Annotated in this window: 12 protein-coding genes; 4 read left to right on the top strand and 8 right to left on the bottom strand. The window is 66.5% G+C overall.

The window, feature by feature from the left end; translation table 11 throughout:
• Positions 1-60: 60 nt before the first annotated feature.
• The 4 genes from ASF81_RS01195 to ASF81_RS01180 are packed head-to-tail and all read left to right on the top strand — an operon-like array spanning position 61 to position 6,951.
• Complete coding sequence (locus tag ASF81_RS01195; RefSeq protein WP_235559177.1) at positions 61-2,124, top strand: glycoside hydrolase family 97 protein; 2,064 nt, start codon at positions 61-63, stop codon at positions 2,122-2,124.
• On the top strand, positions 2,121-3,632 hold the full coding sequence (locus tag ASF81_RS01190) for an MFS transporter (protein WP_055803748.1): 1,512 nt from the start codon (positions 2,121-2,123) through the stop codon (positions 3,630-3,632). Before ASF81_RS01195 ends, ASF81_RS01190 begins: the two co-directional genes overlap by 4 nt.
• Positions 3,629-4,570 carry an alpha/beta hydrolase gene (locus tag ASF81_RS01185; protein WP_055803746.1) on the top strand — a complete coding sequence of 314 codons (942 nt, stop codon included), beginning with the start codon at positions 3,629-3,631 and terminating at the stop codon, positions 4,568-4,570. The genes ASF81_RS01190 and ASF81_RS01185 overlap by 4 nt, the downstream gene beginning before the upstream one ends.
• An 8-nt stretch (positions 4,571-4,578) precedes the next feature.
• Positions 4,579-6,951: a glucan 1,4-alpha-glucosidase gene (locus ASF81_RS01180; protein WP_055803742.1), complete on the top strand. Its 2,373-nt coding sequence runs from the start codon at positions 4,579-4,581 to the stop codon at positions 6,949-6,951.
• A gap of 59 nt (positions 6,952-7,010) precedes the next feature.
• Here the strand turns inward: ASF81_RS01180 and ASF81_RS01175 are convergent, their stop codons facing one another.
• From ASF81_RS01175 to ilvG, 8 genes are all read right to left on the bottom strand, one after another.
• A complete protein-coding gene (locus ASF81_RS01175; RefSeq protein ID WP_055803739.1) occupies positions 7,011-7,706 on the bottom strand; it encodes a TorF family putative porin in 696 nt (231 codons plus the stop codon).
• Between the two features lie 71 nt (positions 7,707-7,777).
• Entirely contained in the window at positions 7,778-9,058 is a 1,281-nt protein-coding gene (locus tag ASF81_RS01170) for an ammonium transporter (RefSeq protein ID WP_088582703.1), read from the bottom strand.
• Between the two features lie 280 nt (positions 9,059-9,338).
• A complete protein-coding gene (leuB, locus tag ASF81_RS01165; RefSeq protein ID WP_055803733.1) occupies positions 9,339-10,445 on the bottom strand; it encodes a 3-isopropylmalate dehydrogenase in 1,107 nt (368 codons plus the stop codon).
• Entirely contained in the window at positions 10,442-11,029 is a 588-nt protein-coding gene (gene leuD, locus ASF81_RS01160) for a 3-isopropylmalate dehydratase small subunit (protein ID WP_055803729.1), read from the bottom strand. The genes leuB and leuD overlap by 4 nt, the downstream gene beginning before the upstream one ends.
• On the bottom strand, positions 11,022-12,479 hold the full coding sequence (gene leuC, locus ASF81_RS01155; RefSeq protein WP_055803725.1) for a 3-isopropylmalate dehydratase large subunit: 1,458 nt from the start codon (positions 12,477-12,479) through the stop codon (positions 11,022-11,024). Before leuC ends, leuD begins: the two co-directional genes overlap by 8 nt.
• Complete coding sequence (locus tag ASF81_RS01150; protein ID WP_055803722.1) at positions 12,472-13,722, bottom strand: 2-isopropylmalate synthase; 1,251 nt, start codon at positions 13,720-13,722, stop codon at positions 12,472-12,474. Before ASF81_RS01150 ends, leuC begins: the two co-directional genes overlap by 8 nt.
• Positions 13,722-13,973, bottom strand: coding sequence for an ACT domain-containing protein (locus ASF81_RS01145; protein WP_039244600.1), 252 nt, complete (start codon positions 13,971-13,973; stop codon positions 13,722-13,724). Before ASF81_RS01145 ends, ASF81_RS01150 begins: the two co-directional genes overlap by 1 nt.
• 1 nt (position 13,974) lies before the next feature.
• Positions 13,975-15,687 carry an acetolactate synthase 2 catalytic subunit gene (ilvG, locus tag ASF81_RS01140; RefSeq protein ID WP_055803718.1) on the bottom strand — a complete coding sequence of 571 codons (1,713 nt, stop codon included), beginning with the start codon at positions 15,685-15,687 and terminating at the stop codon, positions 13,975-13,977.
• Position 15,688 lies beyond the last annotated feature (1 nt).

The following is a 15,688-nucleotide window of genomic DNA, read 5'->3' as shown; positions in this document are numbered from 1 at the left end:
CAAATATTTCAGCCACCGTTCGCGGCGGTTGGCAAGAGGCGGCGTAACGGAGTTCCCATGATGCAGCGCAGATCCTTCCTGGCCCTTGGCGGCGTGTCGATCCTGGCTCTGGGGGCTACGGGCGCGCGCGCCCAGACCGCGCCGAACCATGCCCGGGCGTCCTCGCCTGGCGGCGTGCTGACGGTCGAGGCCTTCACCGACAACGACGGACGGCCGATGTATTCGGTGCTGCGTCAGGGCCGGGTCGTGGTGGCCCCCTCCAAGCTGGGTTTCCTGCTGACCGACGCGCCGGCCATCGAGCGCGGCCTGACCCTGACCGCAGGCCAGCCGGTCACGGTCGACGACACTTGGGAGCAGCCGTGGGGCGAGCGCCAGTTCATCCGCAACCACTACAATGAATGGCGCGTCGCCTATGCCGAGACCGGCGGCCTGCGACGCCGCGTGGACGTGGTCTTCCGCCTGTACGACGACGGTCTAGGCTTCCGCTATGAGTTCCCGCAGCAGGCCGGCCTGACCACCGTCCGGATAGGTTCGGAGATCACCGAGTTCAACCTGGCCGAAAACGGCGAGGCCCTGTGGTGCCCGGCCTGGGAGTGGAACCGCGAGGAATATCTCTACAGCCGCACGCCCATCGATGCTGTCGGCAGCGCCCAGACGCCGATGACGGTTCGGGGCCAGTCGGGCCTGCACGTCTCGATCCACGAGGCCGCCTGCATCGACTACGCAGGGATGAACCTGCGCCGGTCGGAGGAAACGAAGTTCCGCGCTCAGCTGACGCCGGGCCTCACCAATGCGGCGGTAGTGCGCGAGGCGCCGTTCAACACGCCCTGGCGGACCCTGCAAATCTCAGACAGCGCCGCGGGCCTGCTGGATTCCAGCCTGATCCTGAACCTGAACGAGCCCAACAAGCTGGGCGACGTCAGCTGGTTCAAGCCGATGAAATACGTCGGCGTCTGGTGGGAGATGCACCTGGACCTGAAGACCTGGAACTCCGGACCCAAGCACGGCGCGACCACCGAAAATGCGATCAAACACATCGACTTCGCCGCCAAGCACGGCCTGGGCGGGGTCTTGGTCGAAGGCTGGAACAAGGGCTGGGACGGCCAGTGGTTCGCCAACGGCGCGGACTTCAGCTTCACCGAGGCCTATCCCGACTTCGACATCGAAGCGGTCTGCGCCCACGCGCGGTCCAAGGGCGTGCAACTGATCGGCCACCACGAGACCGGCGGCAACGCCTTCCACTATGAGCAGCAGCTCGAACCGGCCATGGCCCTGTATGAACGCCTCGGCGTCCATTCGGTGAAGACGGGCTACGTCGCCGACGCGCAAGGCGCCCGCGTCGCCGGGCCGGACGGACAGATGGTCATGGCCTGGCACGAGAGCCAGGCGATGGCCCAGCACCACATGCGCGTGGTCGAGGCCGGCTATCGCCATAAGGTCGCCGTCAACGCTCACGAGCCGTTCAAGGACACCGGCCTTCGCCGCACCTATCCGAACATCATCAGCCGCGAGGGCCAGCGCGGGATGGAATATTCAGCCTGGGGCAATCCCGGCAATCCACCGGAACATGAGCCGAACCTGGTCTTCACCCGCCTCTTGGCCGGGCCGATGGACTATACGCCCGGCATCTTCGGCATGGAGACACGCAGCCCCGGCGGCGTGCAGACGACCTGGGCCAAGCAGCTGGCGCTCTATGTCGTGATCTACAGCCCGATCCAGATGGCGGCGGATCTGCTGGTCAACTACGAGGCCAACCCTGGCCCGTTCCAGTTCATCAAGGATGTGCCGGTCGATTGGAGCAAGAGCCGCACGTTGGACGCCGCCATGGGCGACTATGTCGTCACGGTTCGCAAGCAGCGCGGCACGGATGTCTGGGCCCTGGGCGCCGTCACCGACGAGCATCAGCGCGTGCTGAAGGCCCCACTCGACTTCCTGGACGCCGGCCGTCGATATCGGGCCGAAATCTATCGCGACGGGCCGGACGCCGACTATCGCGGCAAGCGCGAGGACATCGTCATCGAGCAGCGCGAGGTGACGTCGTCTGACACCCTGACCCTGGCGCTGGCGCCCGGCGGCGGTCAGGCCATCCGGTTCGTGCCGGTCGGCCGGGCGCGACGCGGATGACTCTTCTCTCGCACCGCCCGCGCCTGTCCGGCCTGGCGATCTGGAACATGTGCGTCGGCTTCTTCGGCATCCAGATCGGCTTCGGCCTGCAGAACGCCAACACGAGCCGCATCTTCCAGACCCTGGGCGCCGAGGTGGATTCGCTGGCGATCCTGTGGATCGCCGCGCCGCTGACGGGTCTGCTGGTCCAGCCGATCATCGGCCATTTCAGCGACAAGACCTGGACCCGGTTCGGGCGTCGCCGCCCATATTTCCTGGTCGGGGCCATCGCCACCACCCTGGCCCTTATCGCCATGCCCAACAGCCCCAGCCTGTGGTTCGCCGCGGCCATGCTGTGGATCATGGACGCCTCGATCAACATCACCATGGAGCCGTTTCGCGCCTTCGTCGGCGACAACCTGCCGGAGGAGCAGCGCACGGCCGGCTATGCGATGCAGAGCTTCTTCATCGGCGCCGGCGCAGTCTTCGCCTCGGTCCTGCCGTGGCTGTTGTCCAACGTCTTCGACATCGCCTCGACCGCCGAGGCGGGCGTGGTGCCCCTGTCGGTCAAGATCGCCTTCTACGTCGGCGCCGCCGGCCTGTTCTCGGCCGTGCTGTGGACGGTGCTGTCGACCAAGGAATACAGCCCCGAACAGATCGCGGCATTCGAACGCGCCCGAGACGACGCGCCGAGCGCGCCCGTCGAAGCCGAAGCGCCGGCTCGCAGCGTCCAGGGCTGGATGACTTCGGGCCTGGTCTGCACCGTCCTCGGCGGGCTGGGTTTCGTGCTGATCGGCGCGCTCGATCTGGAGAAGGAGCTGCTGATCCTGGCCGGCTTCTTCGCCGGGTTCGGCCTGCTGCAGATCGCCGTCGGCATGATGCAGCGTCGCCGCATCACCAACGCCGCGACCGAAATCCTGAACGACATCTTCCGCATGCCGGAGACCATGCGCGGCCTGGCCGTTGTTCAGTTCTTCAGCTGGTTCGCCCTGTTCGCCATGTGGATATACACCACCGCGGCCGTGACCCGCGTCCATTACGGTGCGACCGACACCACCTCGGCCGCCTACGCCACGGGCGCGGACTGGGTGGGGGTTCTGTTCGGGGTCTATAATGGCGTGGCGGCCCTGGCGGCCTTCACCCTGCCGGTGCTGGCCAAGCGCATCGGCCGCAAGGCGACCCACGCCCTGATGCTGCTGCTGGGCGCGGCGGGTCTGTTCGGCGTCTTCGCCATCCGCGAGCCGGGCCTTTTGTGGCTGCCGATGATCGGCGTCGGTTTCGCCTGGGCGTCGATCGTCTCCATGCCCTACGCCATCCTGTCGGCGGCGGTGCCGGACCGAAAGATGGGCGTCTATATGGGCGTCTTCAACATCTTCATCGTCGTGCCTCAGCTGCTGGCCGCCACGGTTCTGGGCCTGATCCTGAAGACCCTGTTCGACGGCCAGGCCATATGGGCCCTGGTGCTGGGCGCCGTCTCCTTCGTTCTGGCCGCCGCCAGCGCGCTGATGGTCAAGGAGCATCGCGGATGAACCGTCGGGGTCTTCTGGCCCTCATGGCCGCCCTGCCCTTCGCTAACGCGGCGGGTGCTGAGGGCGCCCTCGCGGGCGGGCGGTTGGTGCTGCATGAGGCGGTCGCGTCGGCCCATGTGAAGGCGCGCAACGTCTCGGTCTGGCTGCCGCCCGGATATGAGGCGTCCGACGCCGCTTGGCCTGTTCTATACATGCACGACGGCCAGAACCTGTTCGATCCGGCCACGGCCAACTTCGGCGAATGGGGCGTGGACGAGCATCTGACGCGGCTGATCGAAGGCGGTCAGGTGCGGACGCCGATCGTGGTGGGGATCTGGAACACCGACCTGCGGCTGAGGGAATATGTCCCCGCCGACCTGATCGCCGCCCTGCCCGCCGACATGCGCGATGAGGTTCAGGCCATTTACGGCGGCCCGTCCTTGTCCGACGGCTATCTGCGGTTCCTGGTCGAGGAGTTGAAGCCCATCATCGACGGCGCTTACCGCACTTTGACTGGCCCGCAGGACACGATGATCGCCGGCTCCAGCATGGGTGGCCTGATCTCCATGTATGCGGTGATGAAACAGCCGCAGGTCTTTTCCGCCGCCGCCTGTCTCTCCACCCATTGGCCGCTGAAGGTCGAAGGGCTTGAGCCCGGTGCGACGCTGGACGCCTGGCGCGAACGTCTGGTCGCCGCCTGGACCGGCGTGATCGAACGCCGCCTGCCCGAGCCGGGCGACCACCGCTTCTATTTCGACCGGGGCGACGAGACGCTGGATCAATTCTACGCCGTCTTCCAGACCCAGGTGGACCAGACCTTCCGCCGTCGCGGCTACGGCCCCGGCGATTTCCGCAGCCTGGTCTTCCCAGGCGCCCAGCACAATGAAGCGTCCTGGAACCAGCGCCTGGACGTGCCTCTGACCTTCCTTCTTTTCCCCGCCCCCACGCGCAACCCGTGAGGACTACAATGCGTCACTTCCGTACCTTCTGCCTCGCCGGCGCCGCCGGCCTGGCCCTCGCTTCCGTCGCAAGCGCTCAATCGGGCGTCGCCCCCGGCGCGCCCGGCGCCCCGCCCGTCTGGTCCAGCGCGGCCAAGACCGGCGCCGGCGCCTCTTACGAGGCCTATGTCGACGGCGAGTATCGCGACGGCGGCCCGACCGGCGCGGTGTCCAAGGTCTGGTATTCCATCGCCGATGGCGTCCTGACCGAGACCATGTACGGCCTGATCCATGAGGCCCAGATCAAGGCGCTGCGCTTCGCCGGCGTGACCCAGGACGGTCTGGTCGTCGAAGGCGACGACACCACCAGCCGCACCGAATATCTGCACGTCGACGCCCAGGGGCGTCCGCTGTCGCCGGCCTATCGCGTCACGACCCAGGACAAGAACGGCCGCTTTGAGATTGAAAAGCAGATCTTCAGCGATCCCGACCGCAACGCCCTGGTTTTGCGCGTCACCATCACGGCGCTGAAGGGCGATGTGACGCCCTATCTGATGCTGGAGCCGCACATCGCCAACACCGGCGTCGACGATCGGGGCGCGGTGACGCGCGACGGTTTCCACGCCTGGGAGGGCGACACCCACCTGTTCCTGAAGCCCAGCGAGGCCTTCGAAAAGGCCAGCGTCGGCTTCGTCGGCGCCTCGGACGGCCTGACGGATCTGAAGGACGGCAAGCTGGACTGGACCTACGCCTCCACCGGCGATCAGGCCGGCAACACGATGATGACCGGGGCCCTGCCGCGCCTGCGCCAAAGCAGCCGGATCACGCGCGACTTCGTCATCGGCTTCGGCGCCAGCGAAGCTGAGGCGCGCGCCGCTGCGGACGGTTCGTTCTCGACCGGTCTGGACGAGGTGCTGGCCCGCTTCAACGGCGAGGGCGAGCGCGTGGGTTGGGGGGACTATGTCGGCTCCCTGACCGAACTGCCGCGTATCGCCGAACAGGCGACCGACGGCGGCAAGCTGGCCTACGCCTCGGCTCTGATGCTCAAGGTGCAGGAGGATCGCACCCACGCCGGCGCCCTGATCGCGTCACTGTCGAACCCGTGGGGCGATACGGTGGACGCGTCGAAGTCCTCGACCGGCTACAAGGCCGTCTGGCCGCGCGACTTCTATCAGGTGGCGATGGCTCTGGCGGCGCTGGGCGACAAGGAGACGCCGCTGGCGGCCTTCAACTATTTGCCCCAGGTCCAGGTCGGCCCGAACACGCCCGGCAACACCGGCGCCGGCGGCTGGTTCCTGCAGAAGACGCACGTGGACGGCGAACTGGAATGGGTTGCGGTCCAATTGGACCAGACCGCCATGCCGATCATGCTGGGCTATCGTCTGTGGAAGATGGGCTGGCTGTCCGACGCCCAGATGACCGAACACTATCGGTCCATGCTGAAGCCGGCGGCCGACTTCCTGGTCGACGGCGGCAAGATCGGGCTGATGTGGAACGACGCGGAGATCAAGCCGCCCTTCACCCAGCAGGAACGCTGGGAAGAGCAGCAAGGCTATTCGCCTTCCAGCACCGCCGCCGTGGTCGCGGGCCTGACGGTGGCCGCCGAAATGGCGCGCGCCTCGGGCGACGCCGCCGACGCGACGCGCTACCAGATCGCGGCCGACAGCTATGCGTCCAAGATCGAAGACCGGATGTTCACCACCAACGGCGACTTCGGCGACGGTCGCTACTTCATCCGCATCACTCAGAACGAAAACCCGAACGACAAGGCCCCGATCGGCGCCGCCAACGGCCAGATCGCTCCGGCCGAAGACCGCGTCGTTGACGGCGGCTTCCTGGAACTGGTGCGCTATGGGGTGCGCAAGGCCGACGATCCGCACATCCTGGCAACCCTGCCCGTCTATGACGATCAGTCCTTGGAACCGCTGTATCGCGTCCGCTACGACTTCGGTCCCGAGGGCGACAAGACGCCGGGCTGGCGCCGTTATGGCGTCGACGGCTATGGCGAGGACCATCTGACGGGCGCCAACTACGGCGTCGGCGGGGAGATGAGCCCTGGCCAGCGCGGTCGGGTTTGGCCCTTCTTCACGGGCGAGCGCGGTCACTATGAGCTGGCCCGCGTCAGCGTGAACGGCGCCCCGTCGGCCGCCGACATCGCCGCCATCCGCCAGACCTATGTGCGCGGCATGGAGCGGTTCGCCAACGGCGGACTGATGCTGGCCGAACAGGTGTGGGACGGCGTCGGAAACCCGACGGCCAAGGATTACGCCGTGGGTCAGAATACGGACTCGGCGACCCCCCTTGCCTGGACCCACGCGGAATATTTGAAGCTGCTGCGGTCGCTGGCCGACGGCAAGGTCTGGGACAGCTACGACCCCGTCCACGACCGCTACGCTCGCTGATACGAAAACGGCCCCGGAGATCGCTCTCCGGGGCCGTACTCATTTCGGGCTGACGCGGCTCAGAAAGTGAGCTTCACCGCCCCGACGATGCGGTCTTCGGCGCCGGGCACGCCGTCCACGTCCGAGTCGTGATAGCGGACATCGACGCCCACCTTGTCGGTCAGGGCATAGCCAACACCGACGTTCCAAGTGGTATAGTCGTCGCTGACGTCGAGCCATTGCTTGCCGAGCGCGCCCGACACCGTCCACTTGGGCGCAGGCGAGAAGGCGCCGTTGACCTCGAAATAGGTCGCTTCCTTATCCGCGCCGAAGAAATCGGGCGAGTAATAGACGGCCGCGCCAAAGGTGGCGGGACCGACCGCGCGCGAGGCCGCAGCCTTGAACTCGGCGTAGTTATAGTCCGCGCCGTCCGGTTCCCCGACATACAGATAGCCGATCGCGCCGAAGTCGAGCGCGAAACCGCCCGCCTCTGTGCGATAGCCGCCGTAAAGGTCGACTTCCGCATCGGTGTCGTCGCCGAAGTCGACGTTGGAGGCCCAGGCCCCGGCGTAGAAGCCGCCCGAGGTCAGATCGACGCCGCCCTGAATGGCGGGATCTTCACTGGTCTGGCTGAAGCCGCGGAAGACATAGTCGCTGACGGCGCCGACGTTCCAGGCAACATCGACGGTGCTCTGGGCCGAGGCCGGCGCGGCGAGGCCGATCAGTCCTGCGGCGAGCGTTGCGGCGGCGGCCGCGCGGATGATGGTCTTTTTCATAGTCTATCCCCTTGTTGTCGTTATTCGAGGTCGAGGCCGGGCGCGGGTTTGGGAGCCGCGCCCGGTCTCCATCAGTGTTCCAGCGCCTCGCCATGCAGCGAGGTGTCCAGACCGGCGGCTTCTTCCGCTTCGCTCACGCGCAGGCCCGTGGTGAACTTGCAGATGAACAGGATGATCAGGGTGCCGACGGCGCTGTAGACGATGGTCCACAGCAGGCCCAGGGCCTGGGCGCCGACGTTGGCGCCTTCCGACAGGCTGTTGATCGCGGTCGTGGCGAACACGCCGGTCAGCAGGGCGCCGATCAGGCCGCCCGCGCCGTGGATGCCGAAGGCGTCCAGGCTGTCGTCGTAGCGCAGCAGCTTCTTGATCCACACCGACGAGGCGTAGCAGGCCGGACCGGCGATCAGGCCGATGATGACCGCGCCCTTGGGATCGACGAAGCCGGCCGCCGGGGTGATGGCGACCAGACCGGCGACGACGCCCGACAGCATGCCGATCAGCGAAACCTTCTTCTTCTCGATATATTCGACGACCTTCCAGGTCAGGGCGGCGGCGGCGGCGGCCAGGATGGTGTTCAGCAGCGCCACGCCCATCAGATCGTTGGCGGCGCCCGCCGAGCCGGCGTTGAAGCCGATCCAGCCGACCAGCAGCAGCGAGGCGCCGATCATGGTCAGCACAGGGTTGTGAGCGGTGATGACCTCTGTACCGTAACCCTTACGGCGACCCAGGAAGATAGCGCAGACTAGGCCCGCGACGCCCGAGTTGACGTGAACGACGGCGCCGCCCGCGAAGTCCAGCACGCCCGCCGAACCGAGGAAACCGCCGCCCCAGACCCAGTGGCAGATCGGCGCATAGACCAGCAGCGACCATAGGGCGGTGAACAGCAACAGCGCAGAATATTTGAACCGCTCGGCGAAGGCGCCGGTGATCAGCGCCGGTGTGATGATGGCGAAGGTCATCTGGAAAGAGATGAACAGGAACTCGGGAATGCCCGGCAGCAGGGCGTTGGCTGTCTTCAGCGACACGCCGTTCAGGAACAGCATGTCCAGGCTGCCGATGAAGGGCTGAAGGCCGGCGCTCTCGTTCTTGCCGAAGGCCAGGCTGTAGCCGGCGATGAACCATACCAGCGACACCACGGCGAAGACGCCGACGGACTGGGTGATAGTGGCGATGACGTTCTTCTTGCGCACCATGCCGCCATAGAACAGCGCCAGACCGGGGAGGGTCATCAGCAGAACCAGGGCGGTCGAGGTGCCGAGCCATGAGGCGCCGGCGCTGTCCAGCTCAAGCGCGGCCTGGTGGCCGAGCAAGGCGGGCGCGGCGTCCTGCGCATTCGCCGCGCCGGCAGCCATCAGACAGAGTGTGGGAAGTAGGAGCGCAGCCGCTCCCGTAAGTCGTTTCGTGGTCTGCGACATGAGCTAGTACCCCCTATGCAATCTCGCAGTTGCGAAGATTTTACCGCATTTGCGATAGGCGCAAGGGGCTAGACCGTGAACGGCGCAACTTTCTTGCAACGGTCATGGAGAAAAAGAACAGGGCCGCACGATCTTGCGATCATACGGCCCTATGACAGATTGTGTATGCCGAAAAAGCCAAGCTCAGCGGCAGGATTTTCAGCTTCAGTTTAAGCCGTCAGGCCCAATGCATCTGCACCCGATGCGCGGCCGCCCAATGGATGGCGCGGATGGCGTCGATGACGGCTTCGGTCGCCGCACGCGTGCCCAGCGCGCCGCCCAGGTCGGCCGTCACGGCGCCGGCCGCCAGAACGGCGGCGACGGCGGCCTCGATAGAATCGGCCTCGTCCTCCAGTTTCAGGCTGTGACGCAGCAGCAGGGCTGCCGACAGAATGGTCCCGACCGGATTGGCCAGATCCTGACCGGCGATGTCCGGCGCCGAGCCGTGGATCGGCTCGAACAGACCCGGCCCGCCCGCGCCCAGCGACGCCGACGGCAACAGGCCGATGGAGCCGCCCAGCACAGAGATCTCGTCCGACAGGATGTCACCGAACATGTTTTCGGTCAGGATGACGTCGTATTCGCGCGGCTTGCGGATCAGGTGCATGGCCATGGAGTCCACCAGGGCGTGCTCCAGGGTGATGTCTGGGAACTCCTCGGCATGGATGCGGGTCACGACCTCGCGCCACAAGCGACTGGTCTCCATGACATTGGCCTTGTCGACCGAGGTCACCTTGCCGCGACGCTGTTGAGCGGTCTGGAAGGCGGCGCGGGTCACCCGCTCGATCTCCGGCACGGTGTATTCGCACAGGTCGGTGGCGCGATCGGCGGTGCGGGTCTTCTCGCCGAAATAGACGCCGCCGGTCAGTTCGCGGAAGACGATCAGATCGACGCCCTCGACGATCTCCTTCTTCAGCGGGGAGCGGTGCGCCAGCACCGGCGACACCTGCAACGGCCGCAGATTGGCGAACAGGCCCATCGCCTTGCGGATCGCCAACAGCCCCTGTTCCGGACGCGCCTTGCCGCCATCCCATTTCGGTCCGCCGACGGCGCCCAGCAGCACGGCGTCGGAAGCGACGCAGGCGGCGCGCGTCGCCTCGGGCAAGGGCTCGCCCGTTTCCTCGATGGCCGCGCCACCGATCAGGTGTTCGGAGAACTCGAAATGGTGACCATAGAAGTCGCCGATGACCCGCAAGACATCGCGCGCGGCCCGCGTGACCTCCGGTCCGACGCCGTCGCCGGGTAGCAGGACGATGTTGTAGGTCTTGGTGGCGGCGGTGCTCATCTTACGGTCTCTTTCGATCGCTCGTAGGCTTCGATTTCAGGCATGTTTGATTGCAGCCAGCCCAGGGTGTCCACCCCGTCCAGCAGGCATTGACGGGCGAAGGATTCGACCCCGAACGGCACGGGTTCGGCATTGCCGCGCTGGATCTGATTGGCCTGGAGGTCGATCATGACCGGCTGGTCCGGCTGCGACGCCAGATCGTCCCAAACCGCCTGACTGACCACGATGGGCAGCAGGCCGTTTTTCAGCGCATTCGATGTAAAAATGTCAGCGATCTCGGTCGAGATCACCGCCCGGAACCCATAGTCCAGCAGGGCCCAGGGCGCATGTTCGCGCGACGAACCGCAGGCGAAGTTCCGGCCCGCCAGCAGGATGCGATGCTCGGCCGGATCGATCCGGTTCAAGATGGCCTCGGGTTTTTCCGAGCCGTCGTCCTCGTAACGCCAGTCATAGAAGGCGGCCTTGCCCAGCCCTTCGCGCGTAGTCGTGGTCAGGAAACGCGCCGGAATGATCTGGTCGGTGTCGATATTGGCCTGACTCAGGGTCACGGTCTTGGAGGTCAGCACCTGGAAGGGTTCAGACATTTTGCGCTCCTACCATCTCGCGCGCGGCGCTCGACTGCTTGAGGGCGGCCTCCTCCTTCAGAAAGACGCGCGGATCGGTCAGCACCCCAGCGACCGCCGTCGCCGCCGCCGTCGCTGGACTGGCCAGGATGGTGCGGGCGTCCTTGCCCTGACGCCCTTCGAAGTTGCGGTTCGACGTGGATACGGCCAGTTGGCCCGGCGCGACGAAATCACCGTTCATGGCGATGCACATCGAGCAGCCGGGAATGCGCCATTCGGCCCCGGCGGCGATAAAGACCTCATGCAGCCCCTCGGCCTCAGCGTCGCGACGCACGGCCTCGGACCCCGGCACCACCAGCATGCGCAGACCCGGCTTGACCTTGCGGCCGCGCAGCACCTCGGCGGCGGCGCGCAGATCGGGCAGACGTCCGTTGGTGCAGGATCCGATGAAGACCACATCCACCGGCTGGCTGGTCGTCGCCTCCCCAGCTGTGAAGCCCATGTAGGCGATGGCCTTGCGGTCTGAGTCCGACTGCGGTTGCGGCACGGGCGAGCCGATGGGCGCGCCCGCATCCGGCGTCGTGCCCCAGGTCGCCATGGGTCGGATGGCGGCGCCGTCGATGGTCACTTCCTTATCGAAGACCGCGCCCTGATCCGTCGCCAGTTTCAGCCATTCGGCGGTCGCCGCCTCAAAGTCGGCGGGGACGTGCTTGCGACCGCGCAGCCAGTCGATGGTGGTCTGGTCCGGGGCGATCATGCCCGCCCGCGCGCCGGCCTCGATGGACATGTTGCACAGGGTCATGCGCCCTTCCATGTCCAGCGACCGCACCGCCTCGCCCGCGTATTCGATGACATAGCCGGTGCCGCCGCCGAAACCGATGGCGGCGATGACTGCTAGGGCGACATCCTTGCCCGAGACGCCAGGCTGCAACTTTCCGTCCACCGTCACCCGCATGGCCTTGGCCTTGCGCTGCAACAGGCATTGGGTCGCCAGCACGTGACCGACTTCCGAAGTGCCGATCCCGAAGGCCAGGGCGCCGAAGGCGCCATGGGTGGCGGTATGACTATCGCCGCAGACCACCGTCATGCCCGGCTGGGTCAGGCCCAGTTCCGGCCCCATGACATGAACCACGCCGCGATCTTCCGATTCCCATCCGGCCAGCGGCACGCCATGGGCGGCGCAGTTGCGCTCCAGCGTATGAACCTGAGCCTCGGCCTGGGCGGTGACATAGGGTTTCAGACCATTCAGCCCCGCCGGCAGGGTCGGCGTCGAATGATCCAGCGTCGCATAGGTCCGGTCGGGGCGACGGACCTTCAGACCGCGCGCCTCGATCTCGCTGAAGGCCTGGGGGCTGGTGACTTCGTGGACCAGATGCAGGTCGATATACAGCACTCCCGGCGTATCGGCCGTTTCCGACCGCACGACGTGAGCGTCCCACACCTTGTCGAACAGCGTCTTGGGATCAGGCATATTGGGCCACGATCTCGGACACGCCATCGACCCGGTCGATGATGGCGATCAATTCGGCGTCGTTGATCTCGCCGATCTGATCCGCGCGCGACTTGAAGCCGGCGACCACCGCCGCCAGACGCTCGCCCTCGATGGGACGGCCGATGGTCTCGGCGCGCTTGGCGATGGCGTGACGGCCCGAATGCTTGCCCAGCACGAACCAGCTGCCCTCGAAGCCCACATCCTGGGGCCGCATGATCTCATAGGTGCGGCTGTCGGCCAGCATGCCGTGCTGGTGGATTCCCGCCTCATGGGCGAAGGCGTTGATGCCGACCACCGACTTGTTGCGTGCGATGACCGTCTCGGTGATCTCGCACAGGATCTTGGAGGCGCGCACCAGATGCCGGCTGTCGGCGCCGGTGGTGACGCCATAGCGGTCCTCGCGGACCTTCAGCGCCATGATGACCTCTTCGATCGAACAGTTGCCGGCCCGCTCGCCGATGCCGTTGATCGCGCCCTCGATCTGACGCGCGCCGCCCTCGACGGCGGCCAGGGAGTTGGCGACCGCCATGCCCAAGTCGTCGTGGCAGTGCGCCGAGAAGATCACATGCGGATGGCGCTTCTTGATCCGTGCGGCTAGGGCGGCGAACCGCTCGCGCACCTCTTGGGGCGTCGCATAGCCGACGGTGTCGGGCACGTTCAGGGTGCGGGCGCCCGCGTCGGCGGCGGCCTCCAGCACATCGGCCAGAAACTCCGGCTCGGTGCGGAAGGCGTCCTCGGCCGAAAACTCGACGTCGTCGAACAGGCTGCGGGCGTATTCGACCGAGCGCACCGCCGTCGACAGCACCTCATTGGTGGACATCCTCAGCTTGGCGGAACGGTGGATCGGGCTGGTGCCGATGAAGGTGTGGCACCGACGGTGCGACTTCGGCGCCGGCTCCAGCGCGCGGGAGGTGGCGTCGATGTCCTTCTCGTTGGCGCGCGACAGGGAGCAGAAAACCGGCCCCTCGACCTCGCCCGCCACGCGACGAATGCAGTCCTCGTCGCCGGGCGAGGAGGCGGCGAAGCCGGCCTCGATAACGTCGACGCCCAGGTCCCGTAGAACCTGGGCCATCTTCACCTTCGCCTGGGCGCTCATGGAGAAGCCCGGGGCCTGTTCGCCGTCCCGCATCGTCGTGTCGAAGACGATAACGCGGTTGGGATCGGCGGCGATCTGCTCGGTGCGGGATACGCCCGATACGCGTACGTGTTCGGGGGTAATCATCACGCGGCCTCGGATTGAATAATGTCGTTGCTGATGCGGCGCACGCCGAACAGCCGGTCGATCTGGCGACCCAGATTGTCCATGCAGCGGCCGGCGTCGCGGCCGCGCACGGTCAGGGCGATGCGGCGGAAGGCGCCCTCGTCAGCCAGGGCCATGCCGTCGATGTGGAAGCCGCGGCGCTCCACCAGGCCGATGAGACGCTGAAGCGAACCGTCCGCACGGTCGATCTGGATGTGGATCGTGTTGCTCATCTCAGGAGCCCTCCATCATTTCAGCGTTGTTCTTGCCCGGCGGAACCAGCGGCCAGACATTGTCTCGGGGGTCGATGACCACATGGGCCAGGCAGGGACCGTCGGCGGCCAGCAGGCGCTGGATGCCGTCGGACACCTGATCGCGGCGACCGATGCGGAAGGCCTCGATGCCGAAAGCTTCAGCGACCTTCACGAAGTCCGGGTTGTCGGACAGATCGATCTCCGAATAGTTCTCGGCGAAGAACAGCTCCTGCCACTGGCGCACCAGGCCCAGTGAGGAATTGTCGATCAGCACGATCTTCAGCGGGATGCCGTAGCGCTTCAGCGTCGCCAGCTCCTGGATGTTCATCATGAAGCCGCCGTCGCCGGCGATGGTGACGACCGTCGCAGATGGATCGGCCAGCTTGGCCCCGATGCCGGCAGGCAGGCCAAAGCCCATCGCACCCAGACCGCCCGAGGTGATGTGAGCTTCCGGCTTGGCGAAGCGACAGTGCATGGCCGCCCACATCTGATGCTGGCCCACGTCGCAGGCGGCGACGAAATCATCGCCCGCCGCTTCCGAGATTTCCTTCAGCAGGGCGGGCGCATAGACCCCCTCGCCCGGCGCGTCATAGCGGTGAGCGCCCGCTTTGGCCGCACCAGCGCAGTCGTCGGCCCAGGCCTGAATGTCCAGTGCGGCGCCCGACCGCATCCGCGCCGTCAGCGCCTCAACGCCTTCGCGCAGCTCGCCGACGACGGCGACATTGGCGCTGCGCAGTTTGCCGACTTCCGAGGCGTCGATGTCGAAATGAACGATGCGGGCATTGGGCGCGAATTCAGCCAGCTTGCCCGTCGCGCGGTCGTCGAACCGAGCGCCGACGACGATCAGCAGATCGCTGTCCTGCACCGCGTGGTTGGCGGCGCGCGTGCCGTGCATGCCCAGCATGCCCAGCATGCCCGGCGCATCGGTCGGGATGCTGCCCAGGGCGTTCAAGGTCGAGACTTGGGGGATGCCGGTCGCGGCGACGAAGGCGCGCAGAGCTCCTGTCGCACCGCCGATCTTCACTCCGCCGCCGATATAGACCAACGGCTTCTTCGCCGCCCGGATCGCGGCCTCGGCGGCGGCGATGGCGTCGTGATCGACGCGCGGCGTCTCGTTGGGAATGGAGAAACCGTAGTCCTCGCCGGTCGTCTCGAACTGCACATCCTTGGGCAGGTCGACCAGAACCGGGCCGGGTCGGCCCGACCGTGCGATATGGAAGGCTTCCTTGATCGCGGCCGGAACCTCGGCGGCCGAGCGGACCAGGATCGAATGTTTCACGATCGGCAGGGTGACGCCCAGGATGTCGATCTCCTGAAAGGCGTCAGTGCCCATCAGGCCTTGGGCGACGTTGCCGGTGATGCAGACGATCGGCACCGAATCCATCATCGCATTGGCGATGCCGGTGACCAGGTTGGTGGCGCCAGGGCCTGACGTCGCCATGCAGACCCCGACCTTGCCGCTCTTCCTGGCATAGGCGTCGGCCGAGAAGGCCGCGCCCTGCTCGTGACGGACCAGGATGTGCTTCAGCTTGGAGCCGGCCAGGGCGTCGTAGACCGGCATGATGGCGCCGCCCGGATAGCCGAACACCACCTCCACCCCCAGCCGCTCCAGGGTGGAGACCAGCAGACGCGCACCTGACTGGGGTGCGGTCTCGGCTTGAGGTTTGAAGGCGGCGGCGGTCATCAGGGTCATC

The organism is Brevundimonas sp. Leaf168 (assembly GCF_001423685.1).
Lineage (GTDB): Bacteria > Pseudomonadota > Alphaproteobacteria > Caulobacterales > Caulobacteraceae > Brevundimonas > Brevundimonas vesicularis_C.
Note: the sequence above shows the minus strand (reverse complement) of the source record. Positions and strands in the feature narration are given on the sequence as shown.